This window comes from Xanthomonas sp. 3058 (genome assembly GCF_014199765.1).
GTDB lineage: Bacteria > Pseudomonadota > Gammaproteobacteria > Xanthomonadales > Xanthomonadaceae > Xanthomonas > Xanthomonas campestris_B.
In genome coordinates, this window is the sequence record NZ_JACHOF010000019.1 from 20814 (window position 1) to 39747 (window position 18934).

Annotated in this window: 23 protein-coding genes; 9 read left to right on the plus strand and 14 right to left on the minus strand. The window is 63.1% G+C overall.

Going from position 1 to position 18934, the window contains the following annotated elements:
- Window positions 1–84 precede the first annotated feature (84 nt).
- The 7 genes from dpgA to GGR61_RS17425 all read left to right on the plus strand — a co-directional run bounded on the left by dpgA (window position 85) and on the right by GGR61_RS17425 (window position 7489).
- Complete coding sequence (dpgA, locus tag GGR61_RS17395) at window positions 85–1179, plus strand: 3,5-dihydroxyphenylacetyl-CoA synthase DpgA (protein WP_184409502.1); 1095 nt, start codon at window positions 85–87, stop codon at window positions 1177–1179.
- A 39-nt stretch (window positions 1180–1218) separates the two neighbouring features.
- On the plus strand, window positions 1219–1962 hold the full coding sequence (gene dpgB, locus GGR61_RS17400; RefSeq protein ID WP_184622947.1) for an enoyl-CoA-hydratase DpgB: 744 nt from the start codon (window positions 1219–1221) through the stop codon (window positions 1960–1962).
- Window positions 1959–3236 carry a (3,5-dihydroxyphenyl)acetyl-CoA 1,2-dioxygenase DpgC gene (dpgC, locus tag GGR61_RS17405; protein WP_184622949.1) on the plus strand — a complete coding sequence of 426 codons (1278 nt, stop codon included), beginning with the start codon at window positions 1959–1961 and terminating at the stop codon, window positions 3234–3236. The genes dpgB and dpgC overlap by 4 nt, the downstream gene beginning before the upstream one ends.
- Window positions 3233–4579 (plus strand): PLP-dependent aminotransferase family protein, encoded by a 1347-nt coding sequence (locus GGR61_RS17410; RefSeq protein WP_184622951.1) that lies wholly within the window; start codon window positions 3233–3235, stop codon window positions 4577–4579. Before dpgC ends, GGR61_RS17410 begins: the two co-directional genes overlap by 4 nt.
- Entirely contained in the window at window positions 4576–5373 is a 798-nt protein-coding gene (dpgD, locus tag GGR61_RS17415) for an enoyl-CoA-hydratase DpgD (protein ID WP_260288234.1), read from the plus strand. The genes GGR61_RS17410 and dpgD overlap by 4 nt, the downstream gene beginning before the upstream one ends.
- A 76-nt stretch (window positions 5374–5449) precedes the next feature.
- Entirely contained in the window at window positions 5450–7165 is a 1716-nt protein-coding gene (locus tag GGR61_RS17420) for a cyclic peptide export ABC transporter (protein ID WP_184622953.1), read from the plus strand.
- A 105-nt stretch (window positions 7166–7270) separates the two neighbouring features.
- A complete protein-coding gene (locus tag GGR61_RS17425) occupies window positions 7271–7489 on the plus strand; it encodes an MbtH family NRPS accessory protein (protein WP_053834197.1) in 219 nt (72 codons plus the stop codon).
- A 112-nt stretch (window positions 7490–7601) separates the two neighbouring features.
- Here the strand turns inward: GGR61_RS17425 and GGR61_RS17430 are convergent, their stop codons facing one another.
- Window positions 7602–9200, minus strand: coding sequence for an MBL fold metallo-hydrolase (locus GGR61_RS17430; protein WP_184622955.1), 1599 nt, complete (start codon window positions 9198–9200; stop codon window positions 7602–7604).
- Between the two features lie 14 nt (window positions 9201–9214).
- Window positions 9215–10798, minus strand: a complete 1584-nt coding sequence (locus GGR61_RS17435; RefSeq protein ID WP_184622957.1) for an MBL fold metallo-hydrolase — start codon at window positions 10796–10798, stop codon at window positions 9215–9217.
- Between the two features lie 198 nt (window positions 10799–10996).
- Between GGR61_RS17435 and GGR61_RS17440 the strand changes: the two genes are divergently transcribed.
- Together GGR61_RS17440 and GGR61_RS17445 are read left to right on the plus strand one after the other, a co-directional pair.
- Window positions 10997–11950, plus strand: coding sequence for a TauD/TfdA family dioxygenase (locus tag GGR61_RS17440; protein ID WP_184622959.1), 954 nt, complete (start codon window positions 10997–10999; stop codon window positions 11948–11950).
- Window positions 11951–12135: 185 nt separating this feature from the next.
- Window positions 12136–12519, plus strand: coding sequence for a DUF3653 domain-containing protein (locus GGR61_RS17445; RefSeq protein WP_184622961.1), 384 nt, complete (start codon window positions 12136–12138; stop codon window positions 12517–12519).
- 25 nt (window positions 12520–12544) lie between these two features.
- Here GGR61_RS17445 and GGR61_RS17450 read toward each other — a convergent pair whose 3' ends face one another.
- The 12 genes from GGR61_RS17450 to GGR61_RS17505 all read right to left on the minus strand — a co-directional run bounded on the left by GGR61_RS17450 (window position 12545) and on the right by GGR61_RS17505 (window position 18818).
- Complete coding sequence (locus GGR61_RS17450; RefSeq protein ID WP_184622963.1) at window positions 12545–12682, minus strand: hypothetical protein; 138 nt, start codon at window positions 12680–12682, stop codon at window positions 12545–12547.
- A 39-nt stretch (window positions 12683–12721) separates the two neighbouring features.
- Window positions 12722–13015 (minus strand): hypothetical protein, encoded by a 294-nt coding sequence (locus GGR61_RS17455; RefSeq protein ID WP_184622965.1) that lies wholly within the window; start codon window positions 13013–13015, stop codon window positions 12722–12724.
- Entirely contained in the window at window positions 13002–13274 is a 273-nt protein-coding gene (locus GGR61_RS17460; RefSeq protein WP_184622966.1) for a hypothetical protein, read from the minus strand. The genes GGR61_RS17455 and GGR61_RS17460 overlap by 14 nt, the downstream gene beginning before the upstream one ends.
- A gap of 196 nt (window positions 13275–13470) precedes the next feature.
- Window positions 13471–14646, minus strand: a complete 1176-nt coding sequence (locus GGR61_RS17465) for a zonular occludens toxin domain-containing protein (RefSeq protein WP_184622968.1) — start codon at window positions 14644–14646, stop codon at window positions 13471–13473.
- Window positions 14643–14963, minus strand: a complete 321-nt coding sequence (locus GGR61_RS17470; RefSeq protein ID WP_184622970.1) for a DUF2523 family protein — start codon at window positions 14961–14963, stop codon at window positions 14643–14645. The genes GGR61_RS17465 and GGR61_RS17470 overlap by 4 nt, the downstream gene beginning before the upstream one ends.
- Window positions 14963–16336: a hypothetical protein gene (locus GGR61_RS17475; RefSeq protein WP_184622971.1), complete on the minus strand. Its 1374-nt coding sequence runs from the start codon at window positions 16334–16336 to the stop codon at window positions 14963–14965. The genes GGR61_RS17470 and GGR61_RS17475 overlap by 1 nt, the downstream gene beginning before the upstream one ends.
- Before the next feature lie 127 nt (window positions 16337–16463).
- A complete protein-coding gene (locus GGR61_RS17480; protein WP_184622974.1) occupies window positions 16464–16721 on the minus strand; it encodes a FeoB-associated Cys-rich membrane protein in 258 nt (85 codons plus the stop codon).
- A gap of 22 nt (window positions 16722–16743) precedes the next feature.
- A complete protein-coding gene (locus tag GGR61_RS17485) occupies window positions 16744–16992 on the minus strand; it encodes a hypothetical protein (RefSeq protein WP_221237437.1) in 249 nt (82 codons plus the stop codon).
- Window positions 16993–16995: 3 nt separating this feature from the next.
- Window positions 16996–17292 carry a single-stranded DNA-binding protein gene (locus GGR61_RS17490; protein ID WP_184622976.1) on the minus strand — a complete coding sequence of 99 codons (297 nt, stop codon included), beginning with the start codon at window positions 17290–17292 and terminating at the stop codon, window positions 16996–16998.
- Window positions 17293–17396: 104 nt separating this feature from the next.
- Window positions 17397–18470, minus strand: coding sequence for a replication initiation factor domain-containing protein (locus tag GGR61_RS17495; RefSeq protein WP_184622978.1), 1074 nt, complete (start codon window positions 18468–18470; stop codon window positions 17397–17399).
- The gene (locus GGR61_RS17500) at window positions 18467–18619 is read right to left on the minus strand and encodes a hypothetical protein (protein WP_184622980.1); all 153 of its coding nucleotides are present in this window, start codon (window positions 18617–18619) and stop codon (window positions 18467–18469) included. Before GGR61_RS17500 ends, GGR61_RS17495 begins: the two co-directional genes overlap by 4 nt.
- A complete protein-coding gene (locus GGR61_RS17505; protein WP_184623009.1) occupies window positions 18612–18818 on the minus strand; it encodes a hypothetical protein in 207 nt (68 codons plus the stop codon). Before GGR61_RS17505 ends, GGR61_RS17500 begins: the two co-directional genes overlap by 8 nt.
- Window positions 18819–18934 lie beyond the last annotated feature (116 nt).

Here is an 18934-nt window from a genome sequence, read left to right on the forward strand (position 1 = left end):
AGGGCATCGACCAGCATGCTCGGCATCGCTGTCGCCCTGATCGTTTGGCGATTCATCCCGGGCAACGCTGGAACCTGGATACGCATGAATTTCAATGCGGCTATTGCATCGACGGACGCACCGCCATCCACCGTGCCGCGCATTCGTGGCGTCGGTACCGCAACGCCTGGCAGCCGCTACTCGCAGCCGGATGTGCTGGACCGCTTCGGCATCGAAGATCAGCGGCGGCGCCTGGTGTTCCTGCGCAACGGTATCGACTCGCGCAGCCTGGTCCTGCCGCAGCGCGACGACACAGGCGCGGCGCCATGCGAAACGCAGGCGCAGTTGCTCGACAAGCACCGCGACATCGGCCTGGAGATCGGCGAACACGCATTGACCCGCTGCCTGCAATCGATCGGGGCGCAACTGGACCAGGTGCAGTACCTGTGCTGTGTCACCACCACCGGGCTGCTCACGCCGGGCTTCAGTTCGCTGCTGATCCAGCGCCTGGGATTGCGTCAGGACTGCGTGCGTCTGGATGTGGTCGGCATGGGCTGCAACGCCGGCTTGAACGGCTTCAACTCGGTCGTCAACTGGGCCAACGCCAATTCGGGAAAACTCGCGATCCTGCTGTGCATCGAGGTGTGTTCGGCGGCCTACGTCGACGACGAGGGAATCGAGACGGCAGTGGTCAACAGCTTGTTCGGCGACGGCGCCGCAGCGCTGGCGGTGATCGCCGACAGCGCCGATGGCCATGGCGGGCCGCGTGTGTGCAAGTTCGCCAGCCAGGTGATTCCCGAGGCGCTGGATGCGATGCGCTTCGTCTGGGATCAGGCGCATGGCAAGTTCCATTTCCGTCTGCACAAGGACGTGCCGTACGTGGTCGGTGCCAATGCGCCGACCGTGATCGACCGCCTGCTCGAGGGAACCGGTCTGCGCCGCCGCGACATCGCCCACTGGCTGGTGCACTCGGGTGGACGCAAGGTCATCGACGCGATCTCGGCCAACCTGATGCTGACCAGCCACGACATGCGCCACACCATCGACGTGTTGCGCGACCACGGCAACATGTCCAGCGGTTCGTTCCTGTTCTCTTATGCACGCCTGATCGAGGAGGGGCAGGTTCGCCCTGGCGACTGGGGCGTGATGATGACGATGGGGCCCGGCTCGTCGATCGAGACCGCGCTGCTGCGCTGGTAGACCACACCTGATTCCGACCATCGACCCTATGGATTTTTCATGAGCGATCCATCAAGTCCCCTGGTGCATCTCGTGCATCTGGATATCGACGCCGCCAGCGCGCTGAACGACGCACAGATCCAACGGCTCACCGCCGCCTGCGATGAAGTCGAAGACGCCGCGATACCGGCGGTCCTGATCCTGCACCTGCGCGGGACGGCCAAGCTGTCGGCCTCAGCATGCTGGCCGGGCGCGGTGAGCCTGGACCTGGTGAACCGCTGGGAAAAGGCGATGCGCCGCTTCGAACGCCTGCAGGGTCTGTCGCTGGCCTGGATCGAGAACACCTGTTCGGCCGGCATGCTGGACCTGCTGCTGGCGGTGGACCAGCGCATCGCCGCGCCCACGGCCAGCGTCTGCGTGCACAACGGCGAAGCCGCATGGCCGAGCATGGCGATGCGGCGCATGAGCACCCGCCTGGGGATGGGCGCGGCGCGCGCCGTGTTCCTGTTCGAAACGCAGCTGTGCTGCACGCGCATGGCGCAGTTGGGTGTGGTCGATCAGGTCAGCCACGATGGCCAGGGCGCGATCGCCGCATGGCTGGCGTCGCTGGCCGGCGTCGACGTGCAGGTGCTGCCGAGTCGGCGCCTGCTGCTGCTCGAAGGCGCCGCCCATTCCTACGAACAGGCCGTGGGCCAGCATCTGGCCGCGTGCGATGTGGAACTGCGCCGTCGCCAGCTGCGTGCCGTGCAGCATGCAGCTGCCGATTGCGGGCACGACGCTCCGGCGCAGATGGTGTCGGCATGACGCCGCTGGCAGACGACCTGGCGCAGCTGCAGGCATTGGCGGCCTGGTCCGAACAGGCGCTCGCCGCCTTGCCAGTGCCTGCACAGCGCGATCAGACCCAGGCCCAGCACGCCGCCACCGTGCATGCGCGCTGCCGGGCCGCGCGCATGGATTTCATGCGCCACCACGGCGACTGGCTGTATGCGACGCTGACCCAGGAGCGGACCCTGGCGCTACGCCTGGACGAGGTCTTGCACGCTGCCGCCGAGCTCGTGCCTGGCCTGCTGCCCAGCCAGGCGCAGTGGGCGCACGAAAGCACCTGCATCCAGTCGGAAAAGGAAGGCTGGGAGATCGACCAGGGCATCGTCCTGTGGGGCGTGCTGCGGCAGCCGGAGTGCGGCCACCATCTCATCGAAAGCCTGCTGCGGCCGACCACGCGCGCGCTCGAACTGTTGCCGCAGTTCCGCAGCCAAGCGCAGGTGCAGATCGGCCCGGTCCATCTGGAACGCCGCGATGGCGCCGCCTGGTTGACCGTCGCCAACCAGACCGGCCTCAACGCCGAGGACAATGACTTGGTCGAGGCGATGGAAGTGGCCGTGGACCTGACCTTGCTCGATGAGCAGGTCATGGTCGGCGTGGTGCGTGGCGGCCCGATGCAACATCCCAAATACCTTGGCCGGCGGGTGTTCTGTTCGGGCATCAACCTGCAGCATCTGCACCAGGGCAAGATTTCCTTCGTCGACTTTCTGCTGCGTCGCGAGTTCACCTACCTCAACAAGATCCGACGCGGCCTGTGCTGGCCGGGCGCAGATGCGCGCCAGCGCACCATCGAGAAACCCTGGGTCGCGGGGGTGGACGCCTTCGCCATCGGTGGCGGCCTGCAATTGCTGCTGGTGTTCGACCATGTGGTGGCCGAACGCGAGGCCTATTTCGTCTTGCCTGCGGCCAAGGAGGGCATCGTCCCGGGCTCGGCCAATCTGCGCCTGGGTCTGCGTACCGGCAATCGGATCGCCCGCGACATGATCCTGCGCGGACGCGTGATCCGTGCCGAGGAACCGGATGCCGCAGGCCTGACCGACGACGTCGTCGACGCCGGCGACATGGATGCGGCGATCGCCCGGGCGGTGCAGCAGATGCGCAGCGAAGCGGTGGCGCCCAACCGACGCATGCTGTGCGTGGCGGAAGAATCGCCGGAGGATTTCCGTCGCTACATGACCGAATTCGTCCTGGTGCAGTGCAGCCGCATCTATGCCGACGACGTGCTTGCGCGCCTGCGCCAGCGGTGGTCCGCATGAGCGTGCATCCCAGCGCCGCGTTGGCTGATCTGCCGCCACCGGCACTGGCGACGCTGGACCCGCGTGAGTTGCATCCCAGCCTGGGCGAGCCGGTGCTGGGAGCGATCGATTTTCTCAACGAAGTGATCGACCGCTATCCGGACGCCATTTCGTTCGCACCAGGCGCACCGGCGCCGGCCTTGCTGGAACCGCTGGACCTGAGCGCCCACCTGCAGACCTATCTCGCGTACGTGGCGCAAACCGAAGGCCTCAGCGAGCTGCAGGTGCGTCGGCGCCTGTTCCAGTACGGCCCCAGCCGCGGCATCATCAATACGCTGCTGGCGCAGGCGCTGCGCCAGGATCAGGGACTGCAGATCGCGCCGTCGAGCATCGTGGTCACGGTCGGCTTCCAGGAGGCGATGTTTCTGGTGCTGCGGGCGCTGTTCGCCGCGCCCGGCGACGTCCTGGCGGTGGTGCAACCGTGTTTCGTCGGCGCGATGGGCGCGGCGCGCGCGCTCGACATCGCGCTGCTCGGCATCGACGAGCACGATGGCCGCGTCGATGTGGATCAACTGCATCGCGCCTGTGCCGAACTGCGCGCGCAGGGCCGCCGGGTGCGCGCCTTGTACGTGGCGCCGGATATCTCCAATCCCTCCGGGAGTCTGCTCGATCGTGGACAACGCCAGGCCTTGCTCGATGCGGCCGACGCGCACGATTTCTGGCTGCTGGAAGACAATACCTATGGCTTCACCGTCCCGCACGCGCAGGGCGTGCCGTCGCTGAAGGCGATGGATCGCACGGGCAGAGTGATCCACATGGGCACCTTCGCCAAGATCGCCTTGCCGGGCATCCGCGTCGGCTTCGTGATCGCCGATCAGCGCGTGGCCGATCGGCCGCCGCGGGTGCTGGCCGATGCCCTGGCCACGCTGAAGAGCATGGTGACGGTCAATACCTCGCCGGTCTGCCAGGCGATTGCCGCCGGCATGCTGTTGGGCAGTAGCGGTTCGCTCGCTGCGCTGGGCGCGGATCGCGGAGCGTTCTACCAGGGCAAGCTCGCCCGCCTGCTGGCTGCGTTGCGGCGCGAACTCGGCGATCTGGCCGCCGCGCATCCGGGCTTGCGCTGGAACCGACCCAACGGCGGCTTCTTCGTTTGCATGCAGCTCGGCATACCGGTGGATGCGGCGTTGCTGGAGCTGTCCGCACGCGACTACGGCGTGCTGTGGACACCGATGCACATGTTCTACGTGGACGACGGTGGCCAGCACAGCCTGCGCCTGTCCTGCAGCTATCTCACCGATGCGCAGATCGACGACGGAGTCGGACGCCTGCGCCGCTTCCTGTGCGACCCGCGAGTCCTCGGATGAACGACATGCCGGTGCTGTTCGAACGCGACGGCCATGTCGCCCGCATCACCTTGAACCGCCCGGCGGTGCTCAACGCACTCGATCTGGCCACCCATGCCGCGCTTGCCGAGGCCTGGGACAGCTTCGAGCACGACGATACGCTGTGGGTCGCCGTGCTCAGCGGCAGCGGCGAGCGCGCCTTCTCGTCAGGTCAGGACCTGAAGGAACTGGCAGCGCGGCTTGCCAACGGCGCGCCGTCCTCGTCGTTCGGCAGCCAGGGCGCGGCGGGATGGCCACGCCTCACCGAACGCTTCGAGCTGTGCAAGCCGGTGATCGCCCGGGTCAACGGTCTGGCGCTGGGCGGCGGATTCGAACTGGCCTTGGCCTGCGACATCATCGTCGCCGCCGATACCGCCGAGTTTGCATTGCCCGAAGCGCGGCTCGGCATGATTGCCGGGGCCGGCGGGGTGTTTCGCCTGACCCGGCAATTGCCGTACCGCACCGCCATGGGCTATTTGCTCAGTGGCCGGCGCATCGGCGCGGCGCGAGCGCTGGAGCTGGGGTTGGTCAACGACGTGGTCCCGGCCGCGCAGCTGGATGCGTGCGTGGACAGCTGGCTGTCCGATCTGCTGGCGTGCGCGCCGTTGTCGCTGCGCGCGATCAAGCAGGCGGCGGCCACGGCGGCGTGCTTGCCGTTGGCCGATGCCTTCGCCACCCGCTATCCCTGGGAGGAACGTCGGCGCCACAGCCAGGACAGCCGCGAAGGGCCGCTGGCGTTCGTGGAAAAGCGCGCCCCGCGCTGGTCCGGCCGATGAGCGCGGCAACGCCGTCGGCGAGCGGCCACGTGCTGGCCGATGGAACTGCCTCCACCACAGCCAAAGAAGAGATGCCATGTTGATCCAGCGCTATCTGCGTCGTCATGCCCGCATGCTGGCCGGCATGTCGCTGCTGTCGGCGGCCAGCGCGGGCACCTCGATGCTGCTGCTGGACTACCTCAACGCCACCGCGACCAATGCGCTGCATGCCGATATGCGCGATGCGCTGCTGCGCGGCAGCTTGCTGCTGGGCGCCGCGCTCGTCGTGCGCCTGCTGTCGGCACGCCTGGCGGCGCGCGTCAGCAGCGGACTGATGGCGGACCTGCGCGTGGAGTTGTCGGCGCGCTTTCTGGAGCTGCCGCTGGAACGGTTGATGCACCGCAAGCACGCGGTGTTCGGCGCGCTGATCGGCGATGTCGGACGCCTGGCGCAGATGATCCAGATGGGGCCGGTGCTGTTGACCAACAGCCTGCTGTCGCTGGGGGGGCTGCTGTACCTGGCCTGGGTGTCGCTGCCGTTGTTTGCCGTGGTGGTGCCTTTCATCGGCCTGTCGGGCGTGCTGTTCTACGTCACCCGGCGCTTCACCGGTCCGGCCTTCGACCGTATGCGCAAGGCCGAGGAAACACTCAACGGCCTGCTGCGCACATTGGTGGAGGGCAAGAAGGAACTGACCCTGTCGCCAGCGCGGGCCGGGCACTTCGCCCAGGCGCAGTTGCGGCCGGCGATCGAGAGCGCGCGCCGCACGCAGTTCGACACCAGCATGCATTGGGGCATCAGCGATGCCTGCGCCGAGCTGATCGGCTATGGCTGGGTGCTGGCCGCGATCCTGGCCGGGCGCTATCTGTTCGAACTGCCCTCGGCCACGATCCTGCAATTCGTCATCACCGGGCTGTTCATCAGCGGTCCGCTCAATGCGCTGTTCGATCTCGGTGCCCAGGTCGGCAGCGCATCGGCGAGCGTACGCCATCTGCGCGAAGTGGGATTGGACGATGCGCCGTCCGCGCAGCCCTCGGCAGCGGTCGCCGCCGCACCGGCCAGCATGGCGCCGACCTGGACCACGCTGTGCCTGGAACAGGTGGTCTATCGCTATGCCGGCGACAACGGCGATCACTTTCAGTTCGGCCCCGTGGACCTCACCTTGCGGCGCGGCGAAACGGTGTTCGTCACCGGCGGCAACGGCAGCGGCAAATCGACCCTGCTGCTGCTGCTCAGCGGTCTGCTGAGCCCCAGCGAGGGACGCATTCTGGTCGATGGACAGGTATTGGGGACCAGCCTGTCGCTGACCAGCTACCGGGCGATGTTCAGCGCGGTGTTCTTCGACTTCATGCTGTTCGAGCACGCCATCGGGGCCGACGCCGCACCGGCCGATCCGGCACAGGTGCATGCCTGGCTGGAGCGCGTGAATCTTGCCGAGAAGGTCGGGTTCGACCAGGCGGCAGGCGTGTTCGACAGCGTGGATCTGTCGCAGGGACAGCGCAAACGCCTGGCCCTGGTGCAGGCCTGCCTGGACGACCGCCAGGTCATGATCTTCGACGAACTCACCGCCGACCAGGACCAGGCGTTTCGTGAGCGTTTCTACACCGTCTTGTTGCCCGAGTTGCGCGCGCGCGGCAAGACGCTGGTGCTGGTGACCCACGACCAGGGTTACCGGCACCTGGCCGACCGTGTGCTGACGCTGGACTACGGGCACCTGGTCGGCCCCGAGCCGACACGCAACGCGCAGTGCCCTGCGGACCTGCGCGGGCCGGCGCTGGAAACACTGCAGGTCCCCGGCATACCGCCGGGGACCTGATCGAAAGACCACGGGCGCGTCGAACCTGCGGCCGACGCCCCGCGCATCGCGCATCGCCCGATGCGTGCAACACGCCGCCACTCATCCCCACCGGAGGACGTACAGATGTCGATCCAAGACGACGAGCAAGACCAGATCTACGTCGTGGTCATCAACCACGAAGAACAATATGCATTGTGGCCGGACTATGCGGACGTGCCGAATGGCTGGTCGGTGGTGTTCGGCCCCAACCCGAAGCAGGCCTGCCTGGACTATGTCAACGAACACTGGACCGACATGCGTCCCAAGAGCCTGCGCGACGCCATGGCAGCGGCGGAGCACTGAGCACCGCGTTACTGCCCTGCCTCCTGACGGGATACCGTCGGGAGGACAGGGCGGGGTAGGGGGAGGGGAGGCAGGCGAAAAGGCAAAAACCGGCGTGGCCGGTTGTCCACGCTCAGCCTGCGGACAGGGTGAGTTCCTTCATTGCGAAAAGACGCTCGCCATCGATGCCACGCGCGCGGCAATAGGCAAGGAAGCGATCAGCCTCGCGCAGGCCCAGGTGCTCGCCAGACTGGTTGATCGCCAGCACATGATTCAACCAGGGCTCCTGGCCCATTGCATACACGTAGGCGCTGCGCGCGGGCCAAGCCTCGATCAGCGCGATGGCCTCGTCGGCATGCGAGCCGCGATCACGCCGGCTGCGGTCCAGCTTTGGATCGATGCGCCGGGTCAATAGATGACCATAGCCCCAACTCAGCGGCGAACCCTCGCATTCCATCCCCAGGAACAACGCATCGATGTCGCCTAGTTCGGCGGCGATATGCCGGTACAGGGCCGGATCCAGGTTGCAGGAATCGGCCAGGCACGCAGTGCTGCAGCCCTTGAGCTGCACGTGATAGCCGGCCTTGCCCTGGATATCCAGATCGCTATGTTCGCCGAGGAACGGCAACGCCGTAATGGCCCCATCGGGCAGCGCAATGCGTTCAAATTCGTGCAGTTCGATGACCCGCTCGAATCCAAGCGCCTGCAGCATGAGTTTCAGCGACGGATCCTGCAGGCGTCGCCCGGCGCTATGCGGCACCACCACGCTGCCGATCCGGTTGCGGAGCCTGAGCAGGATCTCCGGACGGATATGGTCGCTGTGCCCATGGGTGATCAGCACGTAATCGATGCGCTCGGGCAGATCGGCCAGGGTGTAGCGGGGCAGGTCGGTCGGATACTCGTAAGCGACAAACGGATCGATGAGGATGCTGACCTGGTCAGATTCAATCAGCAGGCAGGCGTGGCCCAGATAGCGGATCCGCACCCCGGTAACGGGTGGACGATGGCGCTGAGCTGGCGGCGCAAGATCGAACAAGCGCGCAAATCCTGGACGCTGCGCGGCAGTGATGCCGAGCAGTTCGGCCAGTTCATCGACCACCACCGGCGTGTGCTCGGCGCAGAACAAGGCATCGAGCCGGGTATCGTCCCAGGGCAGGCTCAGCACCGGGGTCTCAGTTGATTCAAGCACCGGTGTGCTGCGCTCGTACGGCAGCCAGTCGCGTTCGACCAGGCCAAAAGCGAATTGTTGCAGGTCGCGTCGATAGAAGCGGCTGCGATACATCAGGCCTTCGAGCAAGCGCAGGCCGGGATGATCGTTGAGGTCGTAGACCAGTTCGACCAGGCCCGCCAGTTCGGCAGGGATCTGCGCGTACAACGCTTCCAGCGACTGCCCCGTTGCCTGCCGGCGCAACAGATCGTCCAGGGCCTGCAGCGCCGCGGCCAGCGCCAGCGTATCGCCTTGCATGGCCCGGGTGCGCTCAAGCAACTGCGCGATCTCGGTGCTCTTGTCGGTGGGATAATTGATCCACGGCCCGCCCATCAGAACAGGATCGCGCGCCGCCTGGGCGTGCTGCGCGGGCGCACGCAGATAGGACTCCAGGATCGGCAGCTGCTGCTTGGCCACCACCAGCGCAGACTGCACCGGTGGGATCAGCATGTCCCACAGGATCCAGTGATTCAGCAGCGGACGCGCCACGGCATTGGCGCGCAGATAACGTGGTGCATCGGACATGAGCGATACCTGGACTAGAGCGTAATTTCGCAGCGGCCGAACAGCAGTTCGGCATGGCGTCCTTTCGCGTGGGCGGTCGCCTCCAACTGGCGCGCCTCGCGGAACTGCGGCAGATCTTCGGAATACAGAATGCTGGTGATGTGCGTGACCCAGGGTTCGGCGCCCATGGCGTAGACGTAGAGCCGTTCGGGCAGGAAGAAGTCCTGCAATGCGCTGGCCAGCGCGCAGTCGCAGCCGTCCAGGCGCCGCGACTGGTCTTCGCCCCGGGTCAGCATCTTCTGTAGCAGCGGGCCGTACAGCCATGTCGCTGGTGCACCGACGCATTCCATCCCCAGGAACATGCAGTCGATCTTCGGGAACAGCGCCTTCAGTTGCGCGTAGCACTCCACCATCGGCGGACGCGAATCGGCGAACAGCACGCACACCTTGCCGTCCAGTTCCACCGCGTGGACCAGTTTGGCGCGGATATCCAGGTCGGCATGTTCGCCGTAGAACGGCGCGCCGACGATTCTTCCCTGCGGGAACCGCAGTTCCTCGTAGTCGGCCAGTTCCACCACATTGGCGAAACCGCATTGCTCCAGGCACAGTTTCAGCGAAATGTCCTGCAAGTCGCCGCCGCCGGCGCGTCCGACCACCACGGTGCCGACGCGGTGGCGGATCCGCAGCAACGCTTCCATCACCACGTGATCCTGGTGCGGATGGGTGATCAGCAGATAGTCGATCTTGGCCGGCAGATCGTCGAAGGTGAAATGGTCGATGGCGCATTCGCCCGGATAGCTGATCAGCGGATCGATCAGGACGCTGACTCCGGCGCCTTCGATCAGCACGCAGGCATGGCCGAAGTAACGCACGCGCACGCCGTCCGGCGTCGGGTGTTCGGGCAGCGGCGCATCGGTCAGCAAGGCGAGGGCTTCTGCGCGCGTGGTACCGGCTGGCGCGTGGCGAAGGATCAGATCGGCGAGGGCATCGGCATCGGACATGCCGCCGCACAGCTGGTCCCAGAACGGATCGGCGAAGGGCACGCTCAACTCCAGCGAACCGGCTGCCGACGGCAACTGCGGCGTGCTCAGCGCGAACGCGCGTTCCTGTTCGCTGACCGGTTCCAGCACTGCGGTCTGCAGACCGGGATCGTAGGCGTCGCTGGCGTAGAACTGGCGTTCCATGAAACGCGCACCAGGCTGCTTGCTAACATCGTAGAAGATTTCCAGCTTGTCGCGGATCAGCGGATCGATCTTGCCGTACAAACCGGCCAGGCCGGCGCCCTTGGCTTCGCTGTGCAGCAATTGATAAAGCGCGGCGATCGCCTCGGCGTAGCGCAGCTGGGGCGCGCAGCGTTGCAGGGTTTGATCGCGCAGCTTGCGGATATCGGCGACATCGCCGGTATGGTCGATGAAAGGGCCGCCACGCATGTCAGGCTCGCGCAGTGCCGCGCGGTGCTGTTCCGGATCCTCCAGGAACGAGTCCATCATTGCCAGATGCGAGTGTTCGGTATACAGACCGAAGGTGAGTGGCGAAATCAGATACGGATGGGCGAACCAGCCATTGATACGCGGGAGCAGGCGGACGTGTTCGGACAGCCGGAAGCGGGGAGATGTCATTAGGGTAGCGACCATGCAGGGCATAGCAATGATGAATTGCAGTCTGTGACCCGGGCGGTGCCGATGCTTGCTTGATCGTGGCAGCGACTTGTCGCAGCGCGCCAACGCGCGGCAGGTCTATATCCAAAGGCGCGTGCGTCCTTGACAATAGCGATCGCCCAAGCATGACAACCCAACGTTTAATGATAAAGAGGACATATGCTCAAATATTCCCCGTTATTTGAAAGCAGAAAGGGGCCAACCATCATCTCACCGACAAGCGGGCGGCACTCGCTGGTTGATGTCATCGTTCCCGACATGCCGCGCTACCGGCAGGAACTCAACGAACATGGCGCCATTCTCTTGCGTGGCTTCGAGGTCTCTGAAATAAAACACTTCGATGAATTTGTCGAAAGCGTATCGCGACAACAGTACAAATACGTCTATCGATCCACGCCGAGGACCGAGATAACGCACCGGGTATCCACCGCGACAAACTATCCAGCGCGCCTTGAAATTCCGATGCACAACGAATGTGCGTACCATACGACGTGGCCGCTCTTGTTGGCGTTCTGCTGTATTGAAGCACCGGCTGAAGGCGGACAAACCCCGATCGCCCCGATGGGCGAAGTGTCCCGAAACATTGGCAAGGAACTGATCGAGCGAATGGAAGAAAAGGGGGTCGAATATATTCGCCATTACCACCCGAACATCGATCTTCCCTGGGAAACCGTCTTCCAAACAGAAGATCGATCGAAAGTCGACGAATATTGCGCAGATAACGGCATCTCTTGCCACTGGAGCGCCGACGGCTTGCTTCGCACCTCGAATCGGGCGCAGGGCATCGCTTTCCATCCGGAGACTTCTGAGAAAGTCTTCTTCAATCAGGCTCACCTGTTCCATGTCTCCAGCCTGGGGCACGCGCAGTCACAAGCAATGATGAACATGTTTGGCGCCGACAAGCTGCCAAGGCATGCGCGCTTCGGCGACGGCACGGAAATCTCCGAGGATGATCTGCACCGGATCCAACAGGCTTTCTCTAGCGAGGCGCTGATGTTTCGTTGGCAGCCTGGCGATGTCTTGCTGCTCGACAACATGAAATTCGCGCACGGGCGCAAGCCGTACAAGGGATCTCGCGCCGTGTTCGCGGCGTTGATGGAGCCTAGTGGCTGATATTGCTCATCGCGATGGGCATTCGGCAGGTATCTGTGCGAATGGCTCAAGGTGGGCGGCAGGCGAGTCAGTCGGTCAAACGGCGTTCTGACATAATATACATTATGCGAAGTCGCTGTATTGACGCTCCTGTGCGCCGTGGCGGCCTATCACTGCTGGTCCCTCCACAGGAAGCGGACTGGACGATGAAGGTAGACACCTACGATCGCGTAGACCTGACCGGCCCTTGGGCCGGTTTTGGTTTTCAAGGGGGCAAGTTCTTCACGCCCGAGGGTCGCGAGCTGCACCCCACGAACATGACCTTCTGGTCGCTGACGTGCTGCATCGCGCGGGAGTGGTCAGTGATGATGGCCGAGGAACGGCAAAGCCGGCGAGACGTGCCGGGAACGCCTGTGGCCACAAGGACGCCAGGAGCTAGGAAGTCTGAGCCGTGCAAGGTGATCTACCTGCGGGATGTGCTGCAGCGTGGCCGCAAAAAGCGGTCTGCAGTGGTGGATGGCGCGGGGTCCGCCGATCGAGCGCAGGTAGTGCGTAGGACGCGTGGGCCTCGAGGTCCACGGCGCGGGTGAGGCGTTATCCGTAGGGGCGCTGCCCCTACACCCCTTTGTTTCGTGATGCGTCACGTATCCGGCGACGGTGGAGGTAATTGTCGATGACGCCAAGCACAGCGCCGAGGATCATGGCAGCGACCATGACTAACCCGGCAACAGACATTGCAATGTCTTCATTCATGGCATGTCCTTTTCGTGATGAATCACGATTTAAGTGGGCTTATTTATCTGACGCGTCAGAATTATTGATCGGATAGCGACTAGACAACTCGGCGACCAGGCGTGCGACGGTCTGCGCGGCAGATCCGTTGTCGATGGACTTGCGGATCAAGTCGAGCAACAGGCCATCAGACAATTGCCGAGGCGCTGCATGCCCCACGCGCAGACGCCGCGCCTTGCGGGCACGGTAGTCGGCAGAACGTTCGGCAGCAGACATGGCAACCTCGCCGCGAGGTGGACGGCCCACTGGACGATGTTGTTTTTCTGACGCGTCAGAATTATCAGATGACTTCATGGCGCTCCTGGATCTCCTTCGCATAGATCACGACCAAGCTATGCATGCCTTCAGACACGGCACGGCGCAAGGCGTCGATGATGGCCATATCGCTCATGTCAGCGATCTTGACCTCAGCACGAAGCTGTGATTTGCGGCGTTGGCGATAGGCGCGGCTATGGTCAGCAGCAGTTTGCGCTGACAACCCATTGAGCGGCGGACGGCCGCGACGCTTGGGCAGCTGCATTTCAAGGGTGCCGGGGTCTTTTTCGTCACGCATCACATAATCCCCTTTTTGCCTTCGCGGCGACCAGCCATGTACCACCGAAAGATGCCGAAGAAAATCAGAACTGCGATTTGAATCCCGACGAGAATATCTTTGGTATCCATGCCCTGCCCCTTGATCTGATGTATCTATATTAATCTGACGCGTCAGAAAAGTCTAATAATGATTAGTTATATGACGCGTCACGGAACTACATTTCGAGGGTGGTGGGCGCAGTGAAGCTGCCGCCCTTGGCCTGCGGAGATTCGGGGAAGGTGCCCTGTGTGCGGGTTGCCTTGCCCACGACCATGCCGGGCGCAGGTTGTGACATGCCTTGTGCGGCCTGCGGGGGCTGTGACTGCTGTTGCTGGCTCCCCTGCCCCCTGCGGCCATACGGGTTATAGGGAGCGCCGTGGCGGGCCACCGTGCGGCATTGAGGCTGGTCGAGCTCGTAGCGGGTGCCCTGCTCAGTGAAACAGCTGCACGAGGCTTCCTGCATGCGTCCAGCGGCATCACGCCCGGCGAGAGAAGACATGCAGTACAGCTCGGGGTCGGCGGTGATTTCGCGCTGGTCATAGGCGGGTGCGGTCCAGGGCATCGAACCGAATCGGGGTTCGTGGATCCTCGCATACTCGGTGCGCGTTCCGAGGTTGCGTTGTGATCCGACCAATCCACCGCCAGGGCGCGCCGTCGCTGCCGCTCCGTCACTCCCTGGCGTTGTCTTGGCCGCTTCTTTGAGGCGATCCCCGTCAAGCTGGTTGTGTATGCGATTCGCCACAAACACGACGCCACCGATGATGAGGACCAGCAGCACGCCGGCTGCGTAGTAGTACCAAGGAACTCCGCGTTTGGTGGTATCCAGCTCGGTGGACTGATACATGCCCATCGGCCGCTTAGGAAGCCTGACACGCTTGAGCATCAACGGGTGCGCTTTCTCGGGGCGCGACTCATAGCGGTCGAAGATCCGCAGGTGCACGAAGTTCATACCGAAACGGCGCCGAACGTGCGTGTGCGTCTCGATCAGATCATGCACAAAGCTGTCCATCTGTTTGGCAGGCGACTGACACACGAAGATGAAATCTAGGCCGCGATGGCGATGCTTGGCGAGTTGCTCAACCCAGTGCGGGGTCTTGGTGCCAGGGCCGCGCTTAGGGAGCATGTCGTGCTCATAGCACTCATCGATCAGACAAACAGAGCCGTCAGGCAGAAACGCAGGCCAGTCCTTGAACTGGTCGGGCGTGATCGGCATCAAGCCGCATTTTTGGTAATCGAGCTGACGGATGTTGCCGGCGTAAACCACCCTGCCCTCATCCTTAAATTTGAGCGCCAAGTCGAGCGCATGCAGTGACTTGCCGTGGCCTGGTTGGCCGGTGAATTGGTAGATCATGCGCCCTGCTCCTTTCCAATCATGCTTTCGAGTGCTGAAACAGAAGTGACGAAAGCGCGCATGCCGACACGGGCAACGATAGCGCTGACGATGAGTGTCATAAACACGTCGATGCCGGAGGCAGCAAGAATGGTCAGCACGTTGTCAGGCATGCCGCTGAACTTGTCTGCGATCCACTGCTTCACCGCCGGCATCGAGTAGGTGAAGTTGACCCAAGTCAAGCCGATGCCCGCCATAACGCGACCAACAATTCCACCAGCGCCGAGCTTGAGAGCGGTAATCAAAAGGCCGGTGAGTTTGCTAAGAATTGCGTCCATCAGAAGATTGACCTACCACCAAGAATGGTGAATGCGATGAAGGAACCGAGGGCGATAAACACCATGCGCACCGCAGCGAAGAAACGACAGATCCAATCCCACTGATCGAGGTCAACCGATCCATATTTGCCGAGGCTGACAGAGCCGAATTTGGGACAGGATCCACCACCGCCGAGGAAGCCACCGCTATCGAGCATGCCGACACCAAGTGCAACGGTGCGATGCGGTTTCTCCGGATCAGCGCCAGCACCGCCAGTACCATCGCCATTGACCTTGGTCCACTCTGGCTGACCGGTGCCAGTGCCATCACCCTTGGCGAGAAGCTTCTCTGCAGCGCACGCGCTGCGCCACTGGAACATCATCGAGCTGTACTCGACCGCGTCGCACTTCTCACCTGTGCAGACAGGAGAGGCGTTACAGGTGCCGCCGCTAACATTGCGGTTTCTGCGAGTGTTGCAATCGATACGCCATTGAATACGAGCCTGCCCACACATGATGGCGTCGCCGCTGCAGCTGGGCGGGTTCTCGCAGTTGTCGCCACCTGAAAACTGGCTCTTGTCACCATCGCCGGGTTCGTCGGGATCGCCGTCGCCGTCGCCATCTTTCTTGCAAGTGCCATCGGGTCCGCGCACCTCGCCTGCAGCGCATTGACCATCACCAGGCAAACACCCGCCTGCAGGAGACTTGATCTGCCCGGAAGGGCACTCGTTGTTCGATGGGCCGCACGTGCCGTCCTGCTGCAACGTCATGCCCTCGGGGCACTGATTGTCGGTGCACTGGCCGTTGGCCTTCTTGATCTGGCCCTTGGGGCACTCAGGCGGAGCGTCAGGCTCGCACATGGCGAGGTTGGCGTTGTAGTGGAAGCCACCACCACAGTCGTTGTTATCGGGCTTGCACACTGTGTCAGCGAGATAAGTGCCGTTCCACGTGCCATCAGAATTAGGCGTCCATGTCTGCAAGCAACCAGTGTTGCACTGGTAAGAGCCGCTGACAGGTGTGCCGCTCAATGAGCCAGGAAATGCGCCGTTGTAGTCGGGGCGCTTCTTGCACTCCGCGTCGATCGGCCAGATGTAAAACGGATCCTTGCCGGAACAGCCGACGATCTGCGCGCCGTTAGAAGTCATTCCGTAACAGGTGTATTGCGGCCAATCGCCAAACTTCTCGCAATCAGTGGTGACTTGCCTGCCGTTCGACCAGGCAGAGTGACCAGCAGACGCAGCTGCACATGCGGCGTAGGCAGAGCCCTTGTCTGGAAAGCCTGCAGCATGTGCGCGCCCCATGCCGCACCAGGCGAGGACAGCTGCGACCAGTACGTATGCGAGCCGGCGTGCGATCGCAGAGGCGAAGACGCGGGCGATCCAATGCAGTCGCATCACACGCCCTCGTAGGCGAGCCAGATCGCGCCGAGGACACCAACGATGATGACGTATCCAATCATGAAATTTTCCCCAAAAAAAAGGGGCAGGATCACCCTGCCCCGTTGGTGCGGAACAGGCGGGATTACTTCGCGCGCTTGATGAGGCTGTAAACCACGAAGCCGATGGCGATCAGCACCAGGGTGCCGAGCAAGCCGACGATGATGGTCTGTGCGCCGGTCAATTCGGCCTGTGCGGTGCCGCCGATTTCGCTGGCGACCTGGGCGAAGGCTGCAGGCGATGCCATGGCAGCGACCGAGGCAACGGCTGCTACGGCCTTGGTGCGGGTCTTGGTGGCGAAGGAAACGACGTTGTTGCGGGCGTTGCGCAGTGCGATGTTCATGGTGACTCTCTCCAGTGAGTGATTAAAACGAGTTGTTGCGGCTTTCAAGTTGTGTTGTCCGAATGATCAGCCGCGCGACCAATCCGACAGTCCACGTCCCCACAATGGCGAACGCGATTTGTGCGCCATCCGCTGCGCTGAGATACGGAAACAGCGTGGGTGGATGGCTATAGAACGGGGCCGAACACTGACCGGTAGATGCGTCGAAATCATCGACCTTGCACGTCAGTACGAGGGTCTGGGTGTGCACTACCGGATCGTTGTCGGCCATGGCTTAGGCAGCGCGTGCGGGCGCGGCGGCGCGGGGCTTGAGCTTGGCGAACTTGCCCAGCGCGATGTTGCCCTTGTTAACTTGGAGCATGCCGGCGACATCCAGCTCATATTCGCCAGGCGCAAACGCCTTCTGGCCGTCTTCCAGGCGTGCCTCGTAGGGGTAAACGAACCCATCGACCTCAAGGCGGCATTTCTGCTTGCGCGTGGTGTAGCTGCGCTCCTTGCCCTTCTCATCTTCGAACGTGCCGCCACGCTCATCGACTTCGCTGTTCAACACGGTGACCTTGATTGCGCTCATGGTGTAACCCTTTTTAGGTTTGATTGATCCCGAAGATCCGGGTGATTCTGTTGACCACATTTGCTGTTACCCACGTCGGTGGCCATAACGACGTGCAGCGAATTTCAGTCGGCGCAATCAGGGAACAGCTCATCCAACTGGTTGGAGATCCGTATCTCTAGATCGAGCTGTTGCAGGTTCTTGAAACGACCAGGCACACCGTCATGGGTGAGGTAGCGGTCCAGGACCGACACGGCGTATTCGTGGCTGCGGGTGTTGAGCGCATTCCACAGCACGCGGAGGGCGCTGCCTGCCTGGGTGTCGATGAAATCGATCATGGCCTTGACCGAGGGATTGACCATGCGTTCCTTGAGCTCGAAGCGTTCCAGTTGGCCGATGACAAAGTCAGCGAGCAGCGTGTAGGCGCTCGCAAAGTGCTTGCCAGGGTCGGACATGGCGCTGAGAGGCAGGATCATGCGCTTGGCGTAGAGGCGTACTTCGCAGCGCACCCACTTGCTCTCAGGGTCACCGAGTTGCTTGCCTTTCTCGTAGACGCACAGCTCTTTGTGGCCCTTCTGGCCGACGTAGAAGGAGCAGCCCTTGTCGTTGCCTTCGTCACTGATGTGCTTAGCGAGCGGAGGCCGGCCGTTCATGGTGAAACCGCCCTGCTGGTACGCCTCGCGGAACTGTTCAACGTCGAAGGACAGACCCATGTGGTCGTCAACCGCGACATCGAGGCGCGTGAGGTGTGCACCCAGATCCTCCGCAATGCGCTCGGCATAGGGCCAATTGGGGACGTGCGTGCACCCCTGCCCTGTCAGGCTGATGCAGACCTCGCCAGCATCAGAGATACCCACGCGGCCACAGACGCTAGAGGTCTCATCGATGAGGATGGCGCTGCGCTGATAGCGGAAATTCCACAAGCGATCGACCAGGGCACCGGCAACGATGCTGCCCGAGGTGCCGAAGACATACGACACCATGTCTTGAACGCTCATCCGCTTGAGCACCTTGATGGCCTTGTCGGTGTCAAAGACCAAAGTGCAGAAATCGACTATCGGCGCTGAAAGACCTTCGATGGTCTGAGACTTTTGGCCCGTGTTACTGCTCGGGCCACCCGGCTTCGCCGGGCTTGCGGCGGTCTGATTGCAGGGTGCGACCGGTGAAAAGGGTAGGCAAAGGGCGAACAGGGGCGTCACAGAGCCACCGCCGGGGTGTTGCCGATGAGCTGGATGCGCTGCTCGATGAGCGCATCGTAGACAGACACCAGCAGCTGCTGGCGGGCAAGTGCAGCGCGAGCACGCAGGGAGTAGAGCTCGTGGAGCTTCGGACCGGGGAGGTCAAGCACAACGCACCTCACGCTTGGCGTTGGCAATGAGGGCAGCAGAGCGGTAGTTGCGGTCAACGCGGTTGAACGCGGACTGGCGGCGATAGGCGACCGCAGAGATGGCGGCGCGCAGGAAGGCGCACGCGATCAGCACCAGCGAGCCGGTCAGAATAAAGTGATGCGTCACGAAATTTCCCCTGTTACTGTCGTTCGCAATCACCTGCTTCTGGCAGTAGCCCCTCTCGGGACGGTGACGGCTACCCTACCCAGCCCGGGCTCCCCCCGGGGGGTACCGGGGGGCGGGGTGTGGTCCACAAGGACGACACACGAGCATGT

What these genes read in the sequence shown, in the direction of transcription:
- dpgA (WP_184409502.1), top strand. Translation starts at nt 85, where the DNA reads ATGAATTTCAATGCGGCTATTGCATCGACGGACGCACCGCCATCCACC.
- dpgB (WP_184622947.1), top strand. Translation starts at nt 1,219, where the DNA reads ATGAGCGATCCATCAAGTCCCCTGGTGCATCTCGTGCATCTGGATATC.
- dpgC (WP_184622949.1), top strand. Translation starts at nt 1,959, where the DNA reads ATGACGCCGCTGGCAGACGACCTGGCGCAGCTGCAGGCATTGGCGGCC.
- GGR61_RS17410 (WP_184622951.1), top strand. Translation starts at nt 3,233, where the DNA reads ATGAGCGTGCATCCCAGCGCCGCGTTGGCTGATCTGCCGCCACCGGCA.
- dpgD (WP_260288234.1), top strand. Translation starts at nt 4,576, where the DNA reads ATGAACGACATGCCGGTGCTGTTCGAACGCGACGGCCATGTCGCCCGC.
- GGR61_RS17420 (WP_184622953.1), top strand. Translation starts at nt 5,450, where the DNA reads ATGTTGATCCAGCGCTATCTGCGTCGTCATGCCCGCATGCTGGCCGGC.
- GGR61_RS17425 (WP_053834197.1), top strand. Translation starts at nt 7,271, where the DNA reads ATGTCGATCCAAGACGACGAGCAAGACCAGATCTACGTCGTGGTCATC.
- GGR61_RS17430 (WP_184622955.1), bottom strand. Translation starts at nt 9,200, where the DNA reads ATGTCCGATGCACCACGTTATCTGCGCGCCAATGCCGTGGCGCGTCCG.
- GGR61_RS17435 (WP_184622957.1), bottom strand. Translation starts at nt 10,798, where the DNA reads ATGACATCTCCCCGCTTCCGGCTGTCCGAACACGTCCGCCTGCTCCCG.
- GGR61_RS17440 (WP_184622959.1), top strand. Translation starts at nt 10,997, where the DNA reads ATGCTCAAATATTCCCCGTTATTTGAAAGCAGAAAGGGGCCAACCATC.
- GGR61_RS17445 (WP_184622961.1), top strand. Translation starts at nt 12,136, where the DNA reads ATGAAGGTAGACACCTACGATCGCGTAGACCTGACCGGCCCTTGGGCC.
- GGR61_RS17450 (WP_184622963.1), bottom strand. Translation starts at nt 12,682, where the DNA reads ATGAATGAAGACATTGCAATGTCTGTTGCCGGGTTAGTCATGGTCGCT.
- GGR61_RS17455 (WP_184622965.1), bottom strand. Translation starts at nt 13,015, where the DNA reads ATGAAGTCATCTGATAATTCTGACGCGTCAGAAAAACAACATCGTCCA.
- GGR61_RS17460 (WP_184622966.1), bottom strand. Translation starts at nt 13,274, where the DNA reads ATGCGTGACGAAAAAGACCCCGGCACCCTTGAAATGCAGCTGCCCAAG.
- GGR61_RS17465 (WP_184622968.1), bottom strand. Translation starts at nt 14,646, where the DNA reads ATGATCTACCAATTCACCGGCCAACCAGGCCACGGCAAGTCACTGCAT.
- GGR61_RS17470 (WP_184622970.1), bottom strand. Translation starts at nt 14,963, where the DNA reads ATGGACGCAATTCTTAGCAAACTCACCGGCCTTTTGATTACCGCTCTC.
- GGR61_RS17475 (WP_184622971.1), bottom strand. Translation starts at nt 16,336, where the DNA reads ATGCGACTGCATTGGATCGCCCGCGTCTTCGCCTCTGCGATCGCACGC.
- GGR61_RS17480 (WP_184622974.1), bottom strand. Translation starts at nt 16,721, where the DNA reads ATGAACATCGCACTGCGCAACGCCCGCAACAACGTCGTTTCCTTCGCC.
- GGR61_RS17485 (WP_221237437.1), bottom strand. Translation starts at nt 16,992, where the DNA reads ATGGCCGACAACGATCCGGTAGTGCACACCCAGACCCTCGTACTGACG.
- GGR61_RS17490 (WP_184622976.1), bottom strand. Translation starts at nt 17,292, where the DNA reads ATGAGCGCAATCAAGGTCACCGTGTTGAACAGCGAAGTCGATGAGCGT.